The 14,710-nt window shown below is 61.6% G+C and carries 20 protein-coding genes; 11 read left to right on the forward strand and 9 right to left on the reverse strand.

Going from position 1 to position 14,710, the window contains the following annotated elements:
- Positions 1–8 precede the first annotated feature (8 nt).
- The 3 genes from DT343_RS14005 (at position 9) to DT343_RS17265 (ending at position 1,316) form a co-directional block, all read left to right on the forward strand.
- A complete protein-coding gene (locus DT343_RS14005) occupies positions 9–344 on the forward strand; it encodes a helix-turn-helix domain-containing protein (RefSeq protein ID WP_248121357.1) in 336 nt (111 codons plus the stop codon).
- A gap of 11 nt (positions 345–355) precedes the next feature.
- The gene (locus DT343_RS14010) at positions 356–613 is read left to right on the forward strand and encodes a hypothetical protein (RefSeq protein WP_112863345.1); all 258 of its coding nucleotides are present in this window, start codon (positions 356–358) and stop codon (positions 611–613) included.
- Between the two features lie 199 nt (positions 614–812).
- The gene (locus tag DT343_RS17265; protein WP_146756762.1) at positions 813–1,316 is read left to right on the forward strand and encodes a hypothetical protein; all 504 of its coding nucleotides are present in this window, start codon (positions 813–815) and stop codon (positions 1,314–1,316) included.
- Positions 1,317–1,443: 127 nt separating this feature from the next.
- On the opposite strand, the gene DT343_RS14015 is transcribed toward DT343_RS17265, so the two are convergent.
- The 3 genes from DT343_RS14015 to DT343_RS14025 all read right to left on the reverse strand — a co-directional run bounded on the left by DT343_RS14015 (position 1,444) and on the right by DT343_RS14025 (position 4,135).
- Positions 1,444–2,682, reverse strand: a complete 1,239-nt coding sequence (locus DT343_RS14015) for a Y-family DNA polymerase (protein WP_112863346.1) — start codon at positions 2,680–2,682, stop codon at positions 1,444–1,446.
- Positions 2,682–3,056, reverse strand: a complete 375-nt coding sequence (locus DT343_RS14020) for a LexA family protein (protein WP_112863347.1) — start codon at positions 3,054–3,056, stop codon at positions 2,682–2,684. The genes DT343_RS14015 and DT343_RS14020 overlap by 1 nt, the downstream gene beginning before the upstream one ends.
- Before the next feature lie 137 nt (positions 3,057–3,193).
- Positions 3,194–4,135: a hypothetical protein gene (locus tag DT343_RS14025; RefSeq protein ID WP_112863348.1), complete on the reverse strand. Its 942-nt coding sequence runs from the start codon at positions 4,133–4,135 to the stop codon at positions 3,194–3,196.
- 154 nt (positions 4,136–4,289) lie between these two features.
- Here DT343_RS14025 and DT343_RS14030 point away from each other — a divergent pair, with 154 nt between their 5' ends.
- A complete protein-coding gene (locus DT343_RS14030; protein WP_112863349.1) occupies positions 4,290–4,664 on the forward strand; it encodes a hypothetical protein in 375 nt (124 codons plus the stop codon).
- Positions 4,657–5,115, forward strand: a complete 459-nt coding sequence (locus tag DT343_RS14035) for a hypothetical protein (protein ID WP_112863350.1) — start codon at positions 4,657–4,659, stop codon at positions 5,113–5,115. The genes DT343_RS14030 and DT343_RS14035 overlap by 8 nt, the downstream gene beginning before the upstream one ends.
- A 20-nt stretch (positions 5,116–5,135) precedes the next feature.
- Here the strand turns inward: DT343_RS14035 and DT343_RS14040 are convergent, their stop codons facing one another.
- Positions 5,136–8,114: a DNA methyltransferase gene (locus DT343_RS14040; RefSeq protein ID WP_112863351.1), complete on the reverse strand. Its 2,979-nt coding sequence runs from the start codon at positions 8,112–8,114 to the stop codon at positions 5,136–5,138.
- A gap of 192 nt (positions 8,115–8,306) precedes the next feature.
- Between DT343_RS14040 and DT343_RS17270 the strand changes: the two genes are divergently transcribed.
- From DT343_RS17270 to DT343_RS14065, 5 genes are all read left to right on the forward strand, one after another.
- Positions 8,307–9,116, forward strand: a complete 810-nt coding sequence (locus DT343_RS17270) for a hypothetical protein (RefSeq protein WP_146756763.1) — start codon at positions 8,307–8,309, stop codon at positions 9,114–9,116.
- A 508-nt stretch (positions 9,117–9,624) separates the two neighbouring features.
- Positions 9,625–9,858: a hypothetical protein gene (locus DT343_RS14050; protein ID WP_112863342.1), complete on the forward strand. Its 234-nt coding sequence runs from the start codon at positions 9,625–9,627 to the stop codon at positions 9,856–9,858.
- A gap of 61 nt (positions 9,859–9,919) precedes the next feature.
- Entirely contained in the window at positions 9,920–10,123 is a 204-nt protein-coding gene (locus DT343_RS14055) for a hypothetical protein (RefSeq protein ID WP_003168400.1), read from the forward strand.
- 40 nt (positions 10,124–10,163) lie between these two features.
- The gene (locus DT343_RS14060; RefSeq protein ID WP_003168399.1) at positions 10,164–10,400 is read left to right on the forward strand and encodes a hypothetical protein; all 237 of its coding nucleotides are present in this window, start codon (positions 10,164–10,166) and stop codon (positions 10,398–10,400) included.
- 14 nt (positions 10,401–10,414) lie between these two features.
- Complete coding sequence (locus tag DT343_RS14065; protein ID WP_258522585.1) at positions 10,415–11,056, forward strand: recombinase family protein; 642 nt, start codon at positions 10,415–10,417, stop codon at positions 11,054–11,056.
- On the opposite strand, the gene DT343_RS14070 is transcribed toward DT343_RS14065, so the two are convergent.
- The 4 genes from DT343_RS14070 to DT343_RS14085 form a co-directional block, all read right to left on the reverse strand.
- Positions 11,053–11,331, reverse strand: a complete 279-nt coding sequence (locus tag DT343_RS14070; protein ID WP_146756761.1) for a hypothetical protein — start codon at positions 11,329–11,331, stop codon at positions 11,053–11,055. The two genes, DT343_RS14065 and DT343_RS14070, sit on opposite strands and share 4 nt — an antisense overlap.
- Before the next feature lie 162 nt (positions 11,332–11,493).
- Entirely contained in the window at positions 11,494–11,856 is a 363-nt protein-coding gene (uraH, locus tag DT343_RS14075) for a hydroxyisourate hydrolase (RefSeq protein ID WP_112863352.1), read from the reverse strand.
- 85 nt (positions 11,857–11,941) lie between these two features.
- Positions 11,942–12,496 (reverse strand): lipocalin family protein, encoded by a 555-nt coding sequence (locus DT343_RS14080; protein ID WP_112863353.1) that lies wholly within the window; start codon positions 12,494–12,496, stop codon positions 11,942–11,944.
- A gap of 53 nt (positions 12,497–12,549) precedes the next feature.
- Positions 12,550–12,927, reverse strand: a complete 378-nt coding sequence (locus DT343_RS14085) for a hypothetical protein (protein WP_112863354.1) — start codon at positions 12,925–12,927, stop codon at positions 12,550–12,552.
- 135 nt (positions 12,928–13,062) lie between these two features.
- Here DT343_RS14085 and DT343_RS14090 point away from each other — a divergent pair, with 135 nt between their 5' ends.
- Positions 13,063–13,854, forward strand: a complete 792-nt coding sequence (locus tag DT343_RS14090) for an SDR family oxidoreductase (protein WP_055754369.1) — start codon at positions 13,063–13,065, stop codon at positions 13,852–13,854.
- Here DT343_RS14090 and DT343_RS14095 read toward each other — a convergent pair whose 3' ends face one another.
- A complete protein-coding gene (locus DT343_RS14095) occupies positions 13,855–14,700 on the reverse strand; it encodes a retroviral-like aspartic protease family protein (protein ID WP_146756764.1) in 846 nt (281 codons plus the stop codon).
- Positions 14,701–14,710 lie beyond the last annotated feature (10 nt).

The raw sequence follows: 14,710 nt of genomic DNA on the forward strand, positions 1-14,710 counted from the left end.
ATATGCCCGTGAGCGTTGCCTCAGAACTTGATCTACAAATCGGGCACGCCGTCCGTTCTCGCCGTGAAAAAGCTGGCCTTACTCAGGCTGATCTGGGTCGTGCAATAGGCGTCACCTTCCAGCAGGTTCAGAAGTATGAGCGCGGCGCCAACCGCGTGTCCGCGGCTGCCATGATCAGGATCGCGGACGCTCTCGGGTGTCATGTCGCCGACCTTTATGACGACCCTGATCCCAGCGGCCGATCAGCTTCGGAACGCGCCATCCTCAAGTTGTGGGCAAAGCTGAATCAGCCCGAACGCGATGCGGTCACTTCGCTGATCCGCGAATTCACGAAGCGGCAGTAGTAGGGCTTCCAATGTCTGACGCGATGTCGGCTCCACGAACACATTGCGAAGCAATCATTTCCTACGACGACCTTGCCGCCGGTAGCGACATCCACATCGTCGTGCATTTGTCAGGAGCGATCCTGATCCAGCCCCGACCGGAATGTGAAGTTGAGTTCGATACGCTCGTGGCCCACCTCTACGAGATTGAGGACCGAGGCTTCGCCATCTTCCCGAAAGTCGGACCCGAGCGGCTTTATGTCTCGGCCGAGGTCATGAGGCTGAACTGACGCCGCGGCGCTCGGGTAAACTTCGGGTTGCGTTAAACAAGCTGCCCGGTCATGGTCGCCATTACCGACACATCTTCAATCAACTATGATCTGGAAAGAGGGATTTTGGGACGTGCCACGTGGGATTTTAATAGCTGCGGGGGTCATTGCGGCTATGGCCTGTTCATCTCCTGCAGCCAGTCAAGTTTTGAACTCACGCATGATCGGCAACTGGTTTTTAGCTGAGTTGCACTCACCTGCGCTGGGCGCGCCCCAATGCATCGCCAACACAACCTTTCCAAATGGAACCAAGCTAGAGCTAACACTATCTACGAGCAGCGCTAGCTTCCGCGTTAGCTTTGAAAATCCCGACTGGGCCTCCCTCAATAGCTTTGATAGCGGCCCGCGCGGGGACCAACGGATGCCCATCACGCTGACTTTCGTCGGCACGGAACACAGCTTGAGCGCACCGTTTCTCGTATTGAAACAGTCCAGATTCAACGGAACACCGGGCATTTCCAGCGGCTTCTTGGACGACCAGATGGAAGAAACGGTTCTTGCGTTTGCTGCAGCTAGGTCTTTGTCCGTGCGTAGCCCTAACCACCTTATCGGCGATTTTCCCATGACTGGATCAGCGGCCGCAATGGGCGGATTGGTCGGTTGCGTTCAGTCGATCATGGCGGACCGGGATCGGCGACAGTCAAACGACCCATTTCGAAATTGAACACGTATGCCGATAGCAAGGCGCTTTGATCCTTGATTGGCGTGGCCGTAGCTTTCGATTCGAATCCACCTTTTATTTATGAAGATTCCTAACCGTTCAGTTTGCTGTCGATTAACTTGGTGGGAGTTCAAGCCTGAACCTCCATCAGGTCGCTGATCCGCGTCGTGTATCTGGGCGACCGATTGTTAGCGCGCGTTGACCAAGGCGTCATCGGACGTATCCCGCCCGGTCGCAGCGTTCCCCGACCAAACCTCGCATTCACCGCATCAAGCGCGGTCATCAGCTTCTCGGACTTGATCGGATCGACAGTCGGCAGAAGGTCACGCGGGGCATCCGCTACGGCATGAAGGTCCAGTAGGATCACGCCGCACTTCGCGTAGGTCAGCCCCGGTTTCCACATCGACCGGCCCGCCGCCACTGCCTGACGAATTAGCGCGAAGCTGTCGTTCGTGGCCTCGATGTCAAAAGAGCGCTGAGCGTTGAAGAACGGCTCCTTGGCGTGAAGGTTGGTGTGAAAAAACACCTGCATCGCCGTCGCGGCCAGCCCATGCTTTCGACACTTCTCCGCAGCGCGTGAAGCGTGGGCCGCCAGTGCCTCCCGCATATCCTCCCACGTATCGACCGGCCGCCCGAACATCCGTGTCACCGAGACCGTCTGGCGCTGGCTGGGTGCCAAGGTCAGGGGCATACACGATATTCCGTTCAGTTCAGCATGGGTCCGCTGGCCGGTGACGGTCATGAGTTTCCGAACGCTTGCGCTTGGGAGCGCTGCGAACTGCTCGACCGTGTGGATGCCAAGGTTGTTAAGCTTCAGTTGGCTGGCGCCGCCGACACCCCAAATCTCGTCGATAGGCATCGTCGCAAATGCTTCGCGACGCGCGTCGAGGTCGCTAAAATCCGTCACGCCCGTCGCCGACTTCGCGTGTTTGTTCGCCAGCTTTGCCAGCGTCTTCGTCGGGCCGATTCCGATGCAGGTCGGAATCTTGGTGATCCGCCGCACCCGGTCACGGACCCGGCGGCAGTAGTCCACCCTCGCGAATGCCGTCAGGTCCAAGAACATCTCATCAATGGAATAGGGTTCGACCCTCTGGAAGTTTTCGGACAGCAACTCGTAAACCCGGCGGCTCATGTCGCCGTAGAGCGCGTAGTTCGACGATTTGGCGATGACGTCGCGATACTCCGGCTTCCTTTTCGACAGGTGCCAGACCTCACCCATCTTAATCCCAAGGGCCTTCGCCTCGGCCGATCTGGCGATGGCGCAGCCGTCGTTGTTCGACAGCACGATCACCGGCTTACCGGTTAAGCTGGGATCAAAGGCGCGTTCGCACGAGACGTAGAAGTTGTTGCCGTCGATCAGGCCGAACATCAAACATCGGTCCTGACCAGCGCGGCGATCATCGCCCAGACTTCGGTGTCTTCGCCCATCGGCTGTGCGGGCTGACTGGCTGGCTCAAGCCACCATTCGCCATCCTTCTCGATCAGGACGGCCAGCAAGACATCGCCATGCACGAAGGCGACGCAGACCTTGCCCGACTGTGGCTCCGCGTCGGAGTTCACCACGAGGATGTCGCCGCTGTGGATGCCACGGGCGCGCAAGCCGTTGCCCTTCACCCTGACCGCGTATCGTTGCGGCCGACGTAGCTCCAAAAGTTCGGTGAGATCAGGGACCGCTTCGATGTGATCTTGCGCTGGGCTTTGGAAGCCCGTCGTCTCATCGCCTCTGTATGCCCTCTCGCCCATGGCAAGAACGTATGGAGAACAATTGGGTGGGAGGGAAGTGAGGTCGGCCTTCGGGCTGTGGGTAAGCCAAGGAAGCGTAAATCGTTGTCCCGACCTATTTTCAGAGAGCCGCCCGAATTTCGAATAGCAGCCTGCGATCAATAGATGATCTGAACTCTTTCCATTTTGCAGGTCTCGCCAGCGTAAGGGATGCCGCGATAGGTGAGATCGACTTTGATCCGTTCGATCTCAGCATTGAAGGCGCATGGCAGGATGACCGTCATGGGAATGTTCTGTTCGACCGCAAGACCCATCACGAACTTTGCAATGGACTGGCGCATCATCTGCTTGTCAGCTTGGATGCCACGAACCCGGCCATTGCGCGCGCCGTATCCTTCAGTAGACAGGTCACCATTCAAGACGCGTGGACGGGGGACTTTTTGCTGACCAAAAAAGTCGTTTCCGGCGATGTAGTTGAAGGGGTTGATAAAATCCAGCGGCACGAAGAGGGTGGACCATAAGGTTGCTTGATAGGCTTGGCGCCATGCAGTCCTCTGATCCGACGCTCCCGCATAATGGGCCAGTCCAGCAGCCGCTACGTTCATCGTCAGCCAATATGCAGCCGCTGCGTCTTCTTCAACCAAGCCAACGTAGCGCAGCATAAATCCTGCATCGATGGTCTGCTCGGACACCACTCTGCCAGACCGCCGCTCGACTATACGATAAATCGCGCGGCTGCGGCTGTCGAAGTCCGACCCAAAAAACGATCCGCGAAGATCGATGAATTCGATCTGCAAAGCGTAGCGCGCTGCCCCCGGCGTTTTCGCCAGCATGCCCGACCGGTCTAAAGCCGTTTCCAACATTGGACGAAACTGGTTCTGGTTGGCCTCAGCGAACCAGAACGAATACTGCGACATACCCGAAATGTAATCGACCACGACTGCACCCTTTAGCGCATGATGGTCGGGAATGCGGAAAGCTTGACCAGTCGGAAGATTGGGGCGCTGCAAGGCGACTCTTGTCGCCTGAGACGCGCAGCCGCTAACGGCCATCAGAGCCGCCAAAGCGACAACTATTTTCGCACCAAAGCGCCGTTTCATTACTTTCCCCGAGTCTCTGCAGGCGCAACCAGTAGGGGAGGTTCCTCACCAAGCTTTTAATAGGCGGTGCCGATTTGCCGTCTACCCCTAAGCGATTTGGTTGACGGAACTGACTTCCGTGAGACCCTGAAACCTCCACCATAAAGGAGGTTTGATGGCGCCGCTCGAAGGCCCGCTGCGATGTCTTGCTGTCCGAGCCGTCGTTGACGAGGCAGGAGAACTAGATGGTCTTGAACTCGAAGCCTTCCTCAACGAGACGGCTGGTCGTCATCAGTGGCTCTCGACGACCGAATGGCTGTTCGTAGAGCCGCCGATGGAAGCTGGCGGTGACATCACTGTGCCGGTCGTGATGCCGGAAGTCATTGCTGTGAAGGCAGTCCTCAACGATCTCACGAACGAGCCGCCGCGCATCCTCTTCGACCATGCGACCAGCCCTGCTGAGACGCGGAAATGGCGCTGGGTCGCCTTCCAGACTGCACCGAACGCTCAAGGCCAAGGCCGCTTCCCTTGGGAGCGTTTGGATGCGTGAGGGCGGTCTGCTGGGGTGGGCCACGGCTGCGCTCGTGAAGTTGGACGACGAAGTTCCGGGCCTCATCGCCCGAACTCTGACGGCAGCCCCCATGCGTCGTCAGGCAATCTTCGCTGCGTTGGCTGCGCGGGAAGAAAAGGTCGGTGTTATCGAAGACAGCAACGACCTTTTCCCGCGCTCGTTCGCCGAGGTCGTCCGCCATGGACGCGCGAAGGACATTCCAGACGTAGGCCAACGGAATGCCTCGCCCTTCGTATTTCCGGTCCAGACTGAAGCTTTCACCCGAGGAGCACTTCAACTGAAGAGGGAGCGCCCGGATACCTTGCTCACCGACTTCCTTGAAGACAATGAGATCGACGCCTCGGTCCACGACGGGGGTGGCCACTTCGAAACCGCGCATCAGGAGTTGAGCCGTAAGCCAGTTCCGCCCCGCCACTTCGACGGTCGCTGAACTGATGTTCGAGCCTGCGGTCATTCCACCTCCGAGGGTTGGATAAATATCGGAAAGGAGAGGTAGCAGCCGAAGGCATTGTGTTTGTCACTGAGGAGTCCTTTCACGTTTTCGAGGATGATGAATTCTGGGTCGATCTCGTCGGCTAGGTCCACAAACTTGCGGGTGAGGCCGCCACGCGCATCGGCCATTCCGTTGCGCTTTCCAGTGCGGCTGAAGGTTTGGCACGGGGTTGAACCCCACAGCACGTCCAGCTTGCCGCGCCAGTCAGCCCCATCGATGTCGAGCATGTCCCCGAGGTTTGGCACGTCAGGCCAATGATGCTTCAGCACCGCGCTCGGAAAGCGCTCGATCTCCGAAAAGAAGGCGGGTTCGAAGCCACCAAGTGGCTCCCACGCCAGACTGACGCCTTCGATGCCAGAACAGACGGTTCCGTATCGAATGGCCTCGACGCCGCCTGTGTCGCCGTTGGAAGCCGCCGAGCGAACAGGCTTGACCATAGGTCCGCCATCGATACGGGTTGCATTGTCATTGGCGACATCAACCGATCCGATGTTCTCGCGATCTTCCAAGCGCATCGCTCCAAGGCGATCTTCGGCCATGCGGCAGTAAGCGGCCGATTGGTCAATGCCGAGGAAACGACGTCCTTCCAGCAGGGCGGCAACGCCGGTCGATCCAGAGCCGCAGAAGGGGTCGAGCACTGTTTTGGCAGTCGTAGCCGCAATGATTTTGCGAGGGAGTTCGACAGGGAACGGCGCCGGATGCGGATTGCCGCGATCAGGCAGAACTTTGATAACGTCCTTCAGCCCGTGAGCCTTGCGGAAGCGGAACTTCGGCTTGGCGAACACATAGATTACCTCGTGCGACGGCGTGGCAAAGGCACGGTTGAAATTCATGCCCGAGCCGCGATCCCAGATGATGATCTGGCGCAGCGGCAAACCGGGATTGAGATCGTGGGGCGTCCGCAAAACGCCTTTTTGAACCCGGTTCTTGTGCTGGTAGAAAATGGCCCCGTCCTCGGGGATTAGTCGCCAGCATTCGCGCAGAAACTCCTTCTGCCACTCCACGTAATCCCCGTAAGGCATCGCGTCGCTGTGACCGTCGTAGCCGTCACGGAGCTTAGCCGACGACCACTTGCCGGTCTTGTCGCTGCCCTTGAAGCCGCCGCCGCTCGATTCTCCGAGGTTGTAGGGCGGGCTGGCGACGATGATGTCCACAGAGCCTTCCGCCATCTTCCTCATCTCGGTCAGGACGTCGCCATGGATGATCGTGGCGTTGGCGTCCTCCGTAGAGTGCGCGACAGCCTGTTCAATGTCAGGCATGCGCCAAACAGGGGCGTCGTTCGCGGCGATAGGCGTCGTCGGCGACGGGAGTTCATCCGTTTCAGCCGCCGCCAGCACGCGCGCGCGCCCCTTTGCGAACCACTCGTCATCACGCTCGACGCCGATGAAGCTGCGGCCCGTAGCCATCGCGGCGGCGCCGGTCGTCCCGCTGCCGTAACAGTGGTCGAGCACGACGTCTCCGGGGTTGGTATAGGTGCGGATCAGATATTCCGAAAGAGCTTGAGGCTTCTGGGTGGGATGTCCGTGGTCACGCTCGCAATCGAACTCCAGCACCGATTGCGGATAGTTCCCGGTGTCGTTCGTCCATACGTCCTTGGTGTAGGTGTCCCGATAGACGGTTCCCACCTTCCCGCGACGAGTGACCTTGGCGGCCTTCGGCGCCACACCCTGCGGATTGTAGGTCATCTTTCCACGAGGGCGCGCGAACACCAGCACCTCCTCATGGCTCACCAGATGACGCCGATTGGAGTGAAGGAACCCGACCGGGCGGTTCTTCTTCCAGATCAGTTGCTGTCTGAACCAAGTGCGGTTCGACAGGATCAGGTCAATGGAGAACGGCTGCGCGGCGTGGATCACGATCATGCCGTTGGGTGCGAGGATGCGTTGGTATTCGCTCCACATCTCGGCCACCGGGAGCGTTTGGTCCCACTCGCAGTTCGTCGTGCCATAAGGCGGATCGACGAGGATCAGGTTCACCGACTTCGACGGGATCAGCTTCATCTTCTCGATGGCGTCCCCCTTGTGGAAGTCAGCGAAAAGTTCGACGCCGGTCTCGGCCTTGCCGACGACATGACGATCAACCAGTCCCAAACGCTTTTCAATGATCGGCCAGTAGGTCGGCTCACGCTCGATGAGGACCGCAGAACGACTCTGTTCGATAGCCGCCACACCGGTCGTCCCAGAGCCGCCAAACGGATCGAGAACAACGTCTCCGGGGTTCGAGCAAGCCAGCACGATGCGCTCGATCATGGCTTTCGGAAACGGGCACGGATGTTCGGTGCGCTCCTTCGCCGTGCCGTGAACCTGCGTAAAAGCCCAGATGTCGGCGGGATTGGCTCCCGCAGGGTTGTTGCGCTTGTCGGCCGAAGTCGAAGGACGGCGCACATCGTCGAGATTGAAGGTCGGAGTAATGCTCTTCGGACGACCGCGCCCGCCCTTTACCACGCCGGGCTTCACCAGATAGAGCCAGCGCTCGGAACGCGTGGAAAAGCGTTGGGTGGTGTTCTGTTGGGCGCGGCGATCCCAGACGATCTCCTGAACGAAGGTCAGGCCGGTGCCCGCAATCAGCGGGAACAGATAATACGTCAGGGGCACGCGGCTGTTCGGCCCAGCCTTATGCATGCCGACGTTGATCCACATCGCACCGCCCGGCTTGAGAACACGAGCCGCCGCCGTGATCCATTGGCGAGAGAACTCAATGTAGTCCTCGATGCTCGCGAAGCTGTCACCGTAAGGCATGCCGATGTTCAGGTAGGGCGGCGACGTCACGATCAGATCAACCAATCCAGCGACCATGGCGTCCATGGAAACGATGCACTCACCCTTCACCAGTCGCGCGGTCGGCGCGGCGGGCGGCGGCGGCGTGGTGGTCGGCAGGTTGTCGTTAGCGGCGTGGGCCTTCTGAGCTTGAGCAGCCTTCTGGCGGCGGATGACCATATGTTTTCGACGTCCTCATCGGTTGGTGATGAGGCCATAGGTCACGGATTTGGGCCGAATCCGAGCGATGATAGATGAGGTTAATCAGACCCCTTTTCATATCGGCTTCCAAGTTTTCACATTGGCCTCCGATCCTTCACATTGATTAATTTCGAAACCGGATAGAAAGCTTCAGAGTGCGAGCGTTGACGCATGTCCGACGCCTCTTCTCCCCATCGTTCGATATCGAAATCCGCTCTCGCTGCGCTGCTGGGCATTCCTGACGAGCATCTTCTCACCAGAGATGAAGCAGCCGAGGAGATCGGCGTCAGTTCGGGCTATCTCGCTAACTTGGCCAAGGCCGATGAGAAGGGCGTGGGTGGAGGTCCAGCCTACTACCGCTCAACAACCAGTCCTACAGGCGGAACAGCTTGGTATCCATTATCGGAAGTCAGTGCTTTTAGGGACCATCGCCGTTCAAAGATCAAAAAGAGTTATGATCGCGAACGGAAAACCGGTCAGCAGGATTGGACCAAGCTCCAAGACGATTCGGAACGGCTCCCTGTTCACACCGTGGTCTCGATGATCGAAGATTGGCGGGCAAGTGAACTTTATCGACGTGCCCAAGCCATCCTCCACGACCCTAATCCGATGGCGGGAAGACTGACCTATGAGGAAGAGTGCCGATTGTTCGGGGCGGCGCAGAAAGGCGGCCGCGTCGAGGCGTTTGCCGCCATCGCTGTTTCAGAAGATGCCGCCGCCCAGCGAAAGGCAATCTTCGAGAGTCTCGACGATCAGACCAATGCCGTAGAGACCCACCTTCTCGCGCTGACGGCTTCGCGAGGTCTATCCGTCTCATCAACCCATCCATCCTTCTTTGTCCTGACAACAATGTTCGAACGGGCATGGGGCGAGGTTCTGGAGGCCGAAACGCGCTGGCGAAACTTCGACTACACGGGGATGCCCAAGTACAAGCCGAGCACCACTAATGAGATCACGATATCCGTAAGTGTGAAGACGTGATCGACCTGCTGATCCTCGTTGGAACATGACCTCCAACGGTGTCCGCCACCTTCCCTTACTTATAACCTTCGAGAACTGGCGGCGGCCATATCTTTCGACGTAGGCAGAGGGGGGGCTGGAAGGAGCGGAGCGACCAGTTTGTCTTCCAGCCGAACTTTCCCCCGTTAACGGACTTGCTAATAGAGGTCTTATTAGGAGAGCCGATAAAGGGGGAAACTCCTCTCTCCCCTGTGCCCAAGGGTGCCGCCGCCAGATCGGGTTGGAAGTTGGCGGCATAGTCGGAGCGAGGTCGGCTGCGATCCTGACAGAGGCTTCAGCCAGATCGCGATGACATCGGCTGGAAGATCGCTCGAAAATCCCACTACGACCGTTCTCGAAAACAGGGGTGGAAATCGCTGTGTTTCACGGCCCGCAAACGCAGTGCTGGCGTAGTCGATATTTTGTGCCCGCTTCCATCTGTTTTCCGGCTCAGCTTGTGCCGTTGGCAGAGCCGTGTTCTGCTTCAGCCATGGGACGGCTTCTGGAAAAACTGAAGCACGGCGCCCCCGCCTACGACGTAAAGGTCGAGCGGGACGGGTTCACGCTGATCGGCAAGCCCGACCACATCGACGAGTTCAGCGACATCGTGCGCGAGGCGGCGGAACAGGCGGGCGAGGAGTTCGTGGTCTTCACCACGAGCGATGGTCACCAAGGCTACAGCCAAATGTTCGTCATGCCGCTGGACGCGGTTGATGCTCGCTGAGCGGAGTCACCTCGAAAACAACGGTTGGGGAGCGCGGCCCTGTGATCGGCGTTCAGATCGCATGCGTCTTCCGACCAGCTATAATCGACTGCGGGCTGCGCTGGCCCGAGAGCAGGCCAGCAAGACCTTCGTCGTCGAGCATCGTCAGCACTATCTACGACTCGCCTTTCAATACGACGCCATTGCCGCACTGGAAGCGGAGCGACCGCGCCTGACGGCGCCCGCACGACGGCCTGCCGGGATCGTCGCCTCACTTCCCAACTGAGCCGTTCTGAACCATCCGACGCCTCACGCCTTCCAAGAACATGGATCGGCTCAACACCCTTCTCGAAGGCTCCCCGGCGTATGGAGTGCTCGACGCCAAGGACGGCGTGGTGCTGTTCCGCCGATCCGGCTTCGAGCAGGAGTTCAACGAACTGGCCGCTGAAGCCGTGGAGGCGGCAGGGGAAGAGTTTGAGGTCATCCCATTGACCAGCGGTGACGACTGCGACCGGCTCTTCATCGCGCCGAGGGAAGAGCGGTCGTTCGCCCGATCTGATTGACGCTCTGCCGATCCATGAGACCCTTACGTTCTCCCAACTGCAATCGGAGAACACCCCTGACCAAGCGCGTCGCGATCTACGCCCGTGTGAGCACGGCCGATAAGAACCAGACCGTCGAGAACCAGCTTCGCGATCTGCTGGCCGTCGCCGAGCGTCAGGGCTGGACCGTCACCGCGACCTTCACCGACGAAGGCATCTCTGGCGTCAAGGGACGTGATCGGCGCCCCGGCTACGACGCGCTGCTCAAGGGCGTGGCGCGCAAGGACTTCGAGCAGATCATGGCGTGGAGCGTGGACCGCCTCGGCCGGAGCCTCCCCGACCTCGTGGCTTTCCTGAACGACATCCAGTCCAAGAATGTGGACCTCTACCTGCACCAGCAGGGCCTCGACACCTCGACGCCCTCAGGCCGGATGATGTTCCAGATGCTGGGCGTCTTCGCCGAGTTCGAGCGCGCCATGATCCGAGAGCGCATCCTCGCCGGTCTGCGTCGCACGACCAAGAAGTCCGGGCGGAAGCCTATGCCTGACGACCGTGTGGAAGCGATCAGGAAATCGTTGGCGGACGGTCAGGGCATCCGCGCCACCGCCCGGCTCCATCGTGCCTCGCCCATGACGGTGACCGCCATCAAGCGCTCGATGGAGAGCGTCCCGGCCTAAGCCAAAGCCAGCCTCGCGTTCACCTGATCTTCCTCGCGGCTGAACTGGAAGCGCACCTCGACGCCGCCATTGCCGAGCGGGTAGTGCGGCCAGTTCGACGGCTCGATGCCGATAGACATCACTACCGCCTTCGCCCGCTCGGCCAGCACCTGCTGGGCCAGTGCGTTCAGCGACAGCTTCCCGACATCGTAGCCCGCCTTCGCAAGCACCTCGGCGAGACGCTGCTCTTCGACGTCAACATCGGACGCCGGGACGATGTGATCCAGCTTCCACACGTTGACCTTCCCCCCGTCCAATCAGAGCCTTGGCGATCTCCTAACCAACCGAGTCGCGCACTGCCACCATGACCGACGAAAGCGACCACACGGCCGTCCCCTCGGCTCCACCAGGCGTTCCTGAGCAGACCCGAGATGCAAGCCTATCGGCCGGCCCCCGGCTCAGTTGCCGCGGTAGGTGCTGTAGCCGTAGGGGCTGACGACGACGGGGACGTGGTAGTGGATGCTCGGGTCGCGGACCTGGAACACCACGTCGATCTCGGGGAAGAAGGGCTGGGCGTCCTTGTCGCCGTATTGCGACATGTCGAACGTCAGCTTGTAGGTGGCGACCTGGGTTGTGACCTGATCGCCGAACGAGCGGGCGCGACCGTTCTCGTCGGTGCGCGCGGTCGCCAGTTGTCGCCAGCCGCCGTCGCCGTCGTTGATCGCCAGGGTGACGGGCACATCGCGGCCGCCGACGCCGCGCGCCAAATCCAGGACGTGGGTCGAAATGGTCTCGGCCGATGCCGATCCTGCGGAGATCAGAAGGCGGACAGGGCGGCAAGCGCTGCAATACGCATGGTATAGTCCTTGGGAGCGGGTTGGCTTCGGGGCGGCGTGAGCCGGGCGATCAGTGCTGGGTCGGCCGGACCAAAGTCAGATCATAGCCCAGGGCGCGGGTGCGGTTCAGGATGGTTTCGCGGGTCTGGGCCGAGGGTTGCGCGGTGCGGCTGAGCAGCCAGAGGTAGCGGCCCGACGGCTCGCCGACGATGGACCAGGAATAGTCGTCGGCGTGGTCCAGCACCCAATAGTCGCCGACGTAGAAGGGGCCGAAGAAGGACACCTTCAGCTTGGCGTTGTCGCTGCCCTCGACGATCTTCGCCTTGCCCTCGGAGGTCTTTTCCGGGCCGTCGACTGCACCCTGTCGGCAGGTGTTCAGCACCCCGACCAGGCCGTCGTCGCGCACCGTATATTGGGCGGTCACGCCTTCGCAGCCGCGCTCGAACCCGTTCTCGTAGCGCCCGATCTCATACCACAGACCGGCGTAGCGGTTCAGGTCGACCGGCTTTTCGGGTTGGGGCACAGCGGCGTTGCCGACGGGACCGCGTTGCAGGGTGGCGCAGGCGCCCAGCGCCAGGGCGGCGCCGGCGATCAGGGCGATGGAAGCGATGCGAGCGATTTTCATGGCCGCAGAACGATGATGAGGGCGCCCGGTTCCGGACACTCGGTCTCGTCAGATCACCGCAGCGCGACGTAGCCTCGTTCGATGATGCGGCGCAGAGCCTCGTAGGCTTCGGCCAGTTCGTCGTAGGCCATGCGGGCGGCGGTCAGGCGGGCGACTTGGTCCGGCGTGACGGCCGAGCCGGAATGAGCGAGGCGCAGCGATTCCGCCACCCATTTGGCGCGGGCCGTGGCGGTCATGACCGCCAGCTTTTGCAGCGAGCCGGCGTCCACGCCGGCCAGGGCGTGCCCGATCACCTCCTTGTTGGCGACGTAGGCGGCGTAGTCGATCTGCTCCAGCTGCCCGCGCAGGCGACGCTGTTCGTGCGGATCGGTGTCCTGCGGCTCGAAATGGTCGCTGTGGCGGCGGGTGCTGGACGTCATCTTGGTCGACATGGGCGAGCCCTCCCCGGCCTGTCCTGGCGGTCTCGGCGGCCGCTCGACAAAGAAGGTGCGCCGTCTCGGTTAACGCCGCGTTGCGCTGGGGACCCACGCATCCGATATCGGGGCCACACAGGATCGGAGAAGACCATGGACCTGAAACTGAACGGCAAGCGCGCCCTGATCTGCGGCGGCTCATCCGGCCTTGGCCGCGCCGTGGCGACGGCCCTGGTCGCGGAGGGCGCGCACGTCGCCCTGCTGTCGCGCGATGAAGGCAGGCTTCAGGCCGTGGCGGACACACTGAACGCATCCGGGCCGGGCAAGGCGGTCGTAGTGACGGCGGATCTGGCGGATCATGAGGCGCTGTTGAAGGCGACGGACCGGGCCGAGGATCTGCTGGGCGGGCACATCGAAATCCTGTTGAACAACACCGGGGGGCCGCCGCCGTCGGGCGTGTCCGGGCTTGAGCCGGCGGTGTGGCGCGATCATTTCGAGTCGATGGTGCTGTCGATCTTCCGCCTGACGGACCGGGTGCTGCCGGCCATGCGGGCGGCCGGCTGGGGGCGCATCCTGAACGTCGCCTCGATCACGGTGGTCGAGCCGTCGGCGGCGCTGGGCGTGTCCAACACCCTGCGGGCCTCGGTCGCGGCCTGGGCCAAGACACTGGCCAATGAGGTCGGACCAGACGGGGTGACGGTCAACACCCTGCTGCCGGGGCGGATCGATACGCCGCGGATCGAAAGGCTGGACCAGGCGACCGCCGAGCGCACCGGCACGACGCCGCAAGAGGCGCGGGCCGAATCCGTCAAATCCATCCCCGTCGGCCGCATCGGCACGACCGAGGAGTTCGGCGCCACCGCCGCCTTCCTGGCCAGTCCGCTGGCGGCCTATGTCACCGGCTCGCTGATCCGACTGGACGGCGGGGCGATCAAGGCGATCTGATCAGCCGGGCGCACGACGGCGCAGCACGCCGCCGAAGGCCACGCGGCTGCGGCCGTAATCCAGGGTGATGCGGCTGAACCGGCTCAGGATATCGGCGCCCAGCAGCAGGGCCGGCTTGTCGATCAGGTCCATGACCTGAAACACATGCAGGTCGGCGAACAGCAGCGGGGTCGGCCCCAGAGATCGTCCCGCGATGTGCAGGGCGGGCGTCGTGCCGGTGCGGGCCGTCACCGCGCCGCCGACGATGCCGACCATACGCACGGGCTCGGACGGGGCGGCGGCCTGATCGATCCCCGCCGCCCGCATCAGCGCCAGATTGCCGATCGAATATTGCGCGCCGCTGTCGATGAAGGCCGCGACCTCCACGCCGGCGACCTCGATCCGGGTCAGGATCAGCTGACCGAAGCGACCGCGACGACCGGCGACCAGCACGTCCTGTTGCTGGGGCCGGGTGGCGTCTGGGCTGGTCGTCAACGCGATGCTGGTCGAGCCTGACGGCGACAGGGCGACCTGGCGGGCGTTGACGTCCAGCGTCAGGCGAAAGCGCGACAGCAGGTCCAGTCCCAGCAAGCCGTCGGCGCCCAGGGCGTCGCGAGGAAAGACCGGCAGGGTCAGATCGGTGAAACGTCGCCGCCCGATCTCGATCTGCGCCAGTTCGACCGTCGGCGTGACCTCGGCCGCCGTGATCCCATGCACCACGACGGGGCGGCCGGGCGGCAGGGCCAAGGCCTGGGCCAACTCAGCCGAGACCGCGCTGCGCTCGGCGCCGGTGTCGATGACGAAGACCTGCTGGACGCTTCCGTTCAGACGCACGCCGACGCCCATTCGCGTCAACAGGTTTTGCAAGAGCCGGACC

It is taken from the genome of Brevundimonas vesicularis (assembly GCF_900445985.1).
In the GTDB taxonomy this organism is placed as follows: domain Bacteria; phylum Pseudomonadota; class Alphaproteobacteria; order Caulobacterales; family Caulobacteraceae; genus Brevundimonas; species Brevundimonas vesicularis_D.

Bases quoted from the DNA above. Each gene is read 5' to 3' on its own strand.
- DT343_RS14010 (WP_112863345.1), top strand. From the start codon at position 356: ATGTCTGACGCGATGTCGGCTCCACGAACACATTGCGAAGCAATCATT.
- DT343_RS17265 (WP_146756762.1), top strand. From the start codon at position 813: ATGATCGGCAACTGGTTTTTAGCTGAGTTGCACTCACCTGCGCTGGGC.
- DT343_RS14015 (WP_112863346.1), bottom strand. From the start codon at position 2,682: ATGTTCGGCCTGATCGACGGCAACAACTTCTACGTCTCGTGCGAACGC.
- DT343_RS14020 (WP_112863347.1), bottom strand. From the start codon at position 3,056: ATGGGCGAGAGGGCATACAGAGGCGATGAGACGACGGGCTTCCAAAGC.
- DT343_RS14025 (WP_112863348.1), bottom strand. From the start codon at position 4,135: ATGAAACGGCGCTTTGGTGCGAAAATAGTTGTCGCTTTGGCGGCTCTG.
- DT343_RS14030 (WP_112863349.1), top strand. From the start codon at position 4,290: ATGGCGCCGCTCGAAGGCCCGCTGCGATGTCTTGCTGTCCGAGCCGTC.
- DT343_RS14035 (WP_112863350.1), top strand. From the start codon at position 4,657: ATGCGTGAGGGCGGTCTGCTGGGGTGGGCCACGGCTGCGCTCGTGAAG.
- DT343_RS14040 (WP_112863351.1), bottom strand. From the start codon at position 8,114: ATGGTCATCCGCCGCCAGAAGGCTGCTCAAGCTCAGAAGGCCCACGCC.
- DT343_RS17270 (WP_146756763.1), top strand. From the start codon at position 8,307: ATGTCCGACGCCTCTTCTCCCCATCGTTCGATATCGAAATCCGCTCTC.
- DT343_RS14050 (WP_112863342.1), top strand. From the start codon at position 9,625: ATGGGACGGCTTCTGGAAAAACTGAAGCACGGCGCCCCCGCCTACGAC.
- DT343_RS14055 (WP_003168400.1), top strand. From the start codon at position 9,920: ATGCGTCTTCCGACCAGCTATAATCGACTGCGGGCTGCGCTGGCCCGA.
- DT343_RS14060 (WP_003168399.1), top strand. From the start codon at position 10,164: ATGGATCGGCTCAACACCCTTCTCGAAGGCTCCCCGGCGTATGGAGTG.
- DT343_RS14065 (WP_258522585.1), top strand. From the start codon at position 10,415: ATGAGACCCTTACGTTCTCCCAACTGCAATCGGAGAACACCCCTGACC.
- DT343_RS14080 (WP_112863353.1), bottom strand. From the start codon at position 12,496: ATGAAAATCGCTCGCATCGCTTCCATCGCCCTGATCGCCGGCGCCGCC.
- DT343_RS14085 (WP_112863354.1), bottom strand. From the start codon at position 12,927: ATGTCGACCAAGATGACGTCCAGCACCCGCCGCCACAGCGACCATTTC.
- DT343_RS14090 (WP_055754369.1), top strand. From the start codon at position 13,063: ATGGACCTGAAACTGAACGGCAAGCGCGCCCTGATCTGCGGCGGCTCA.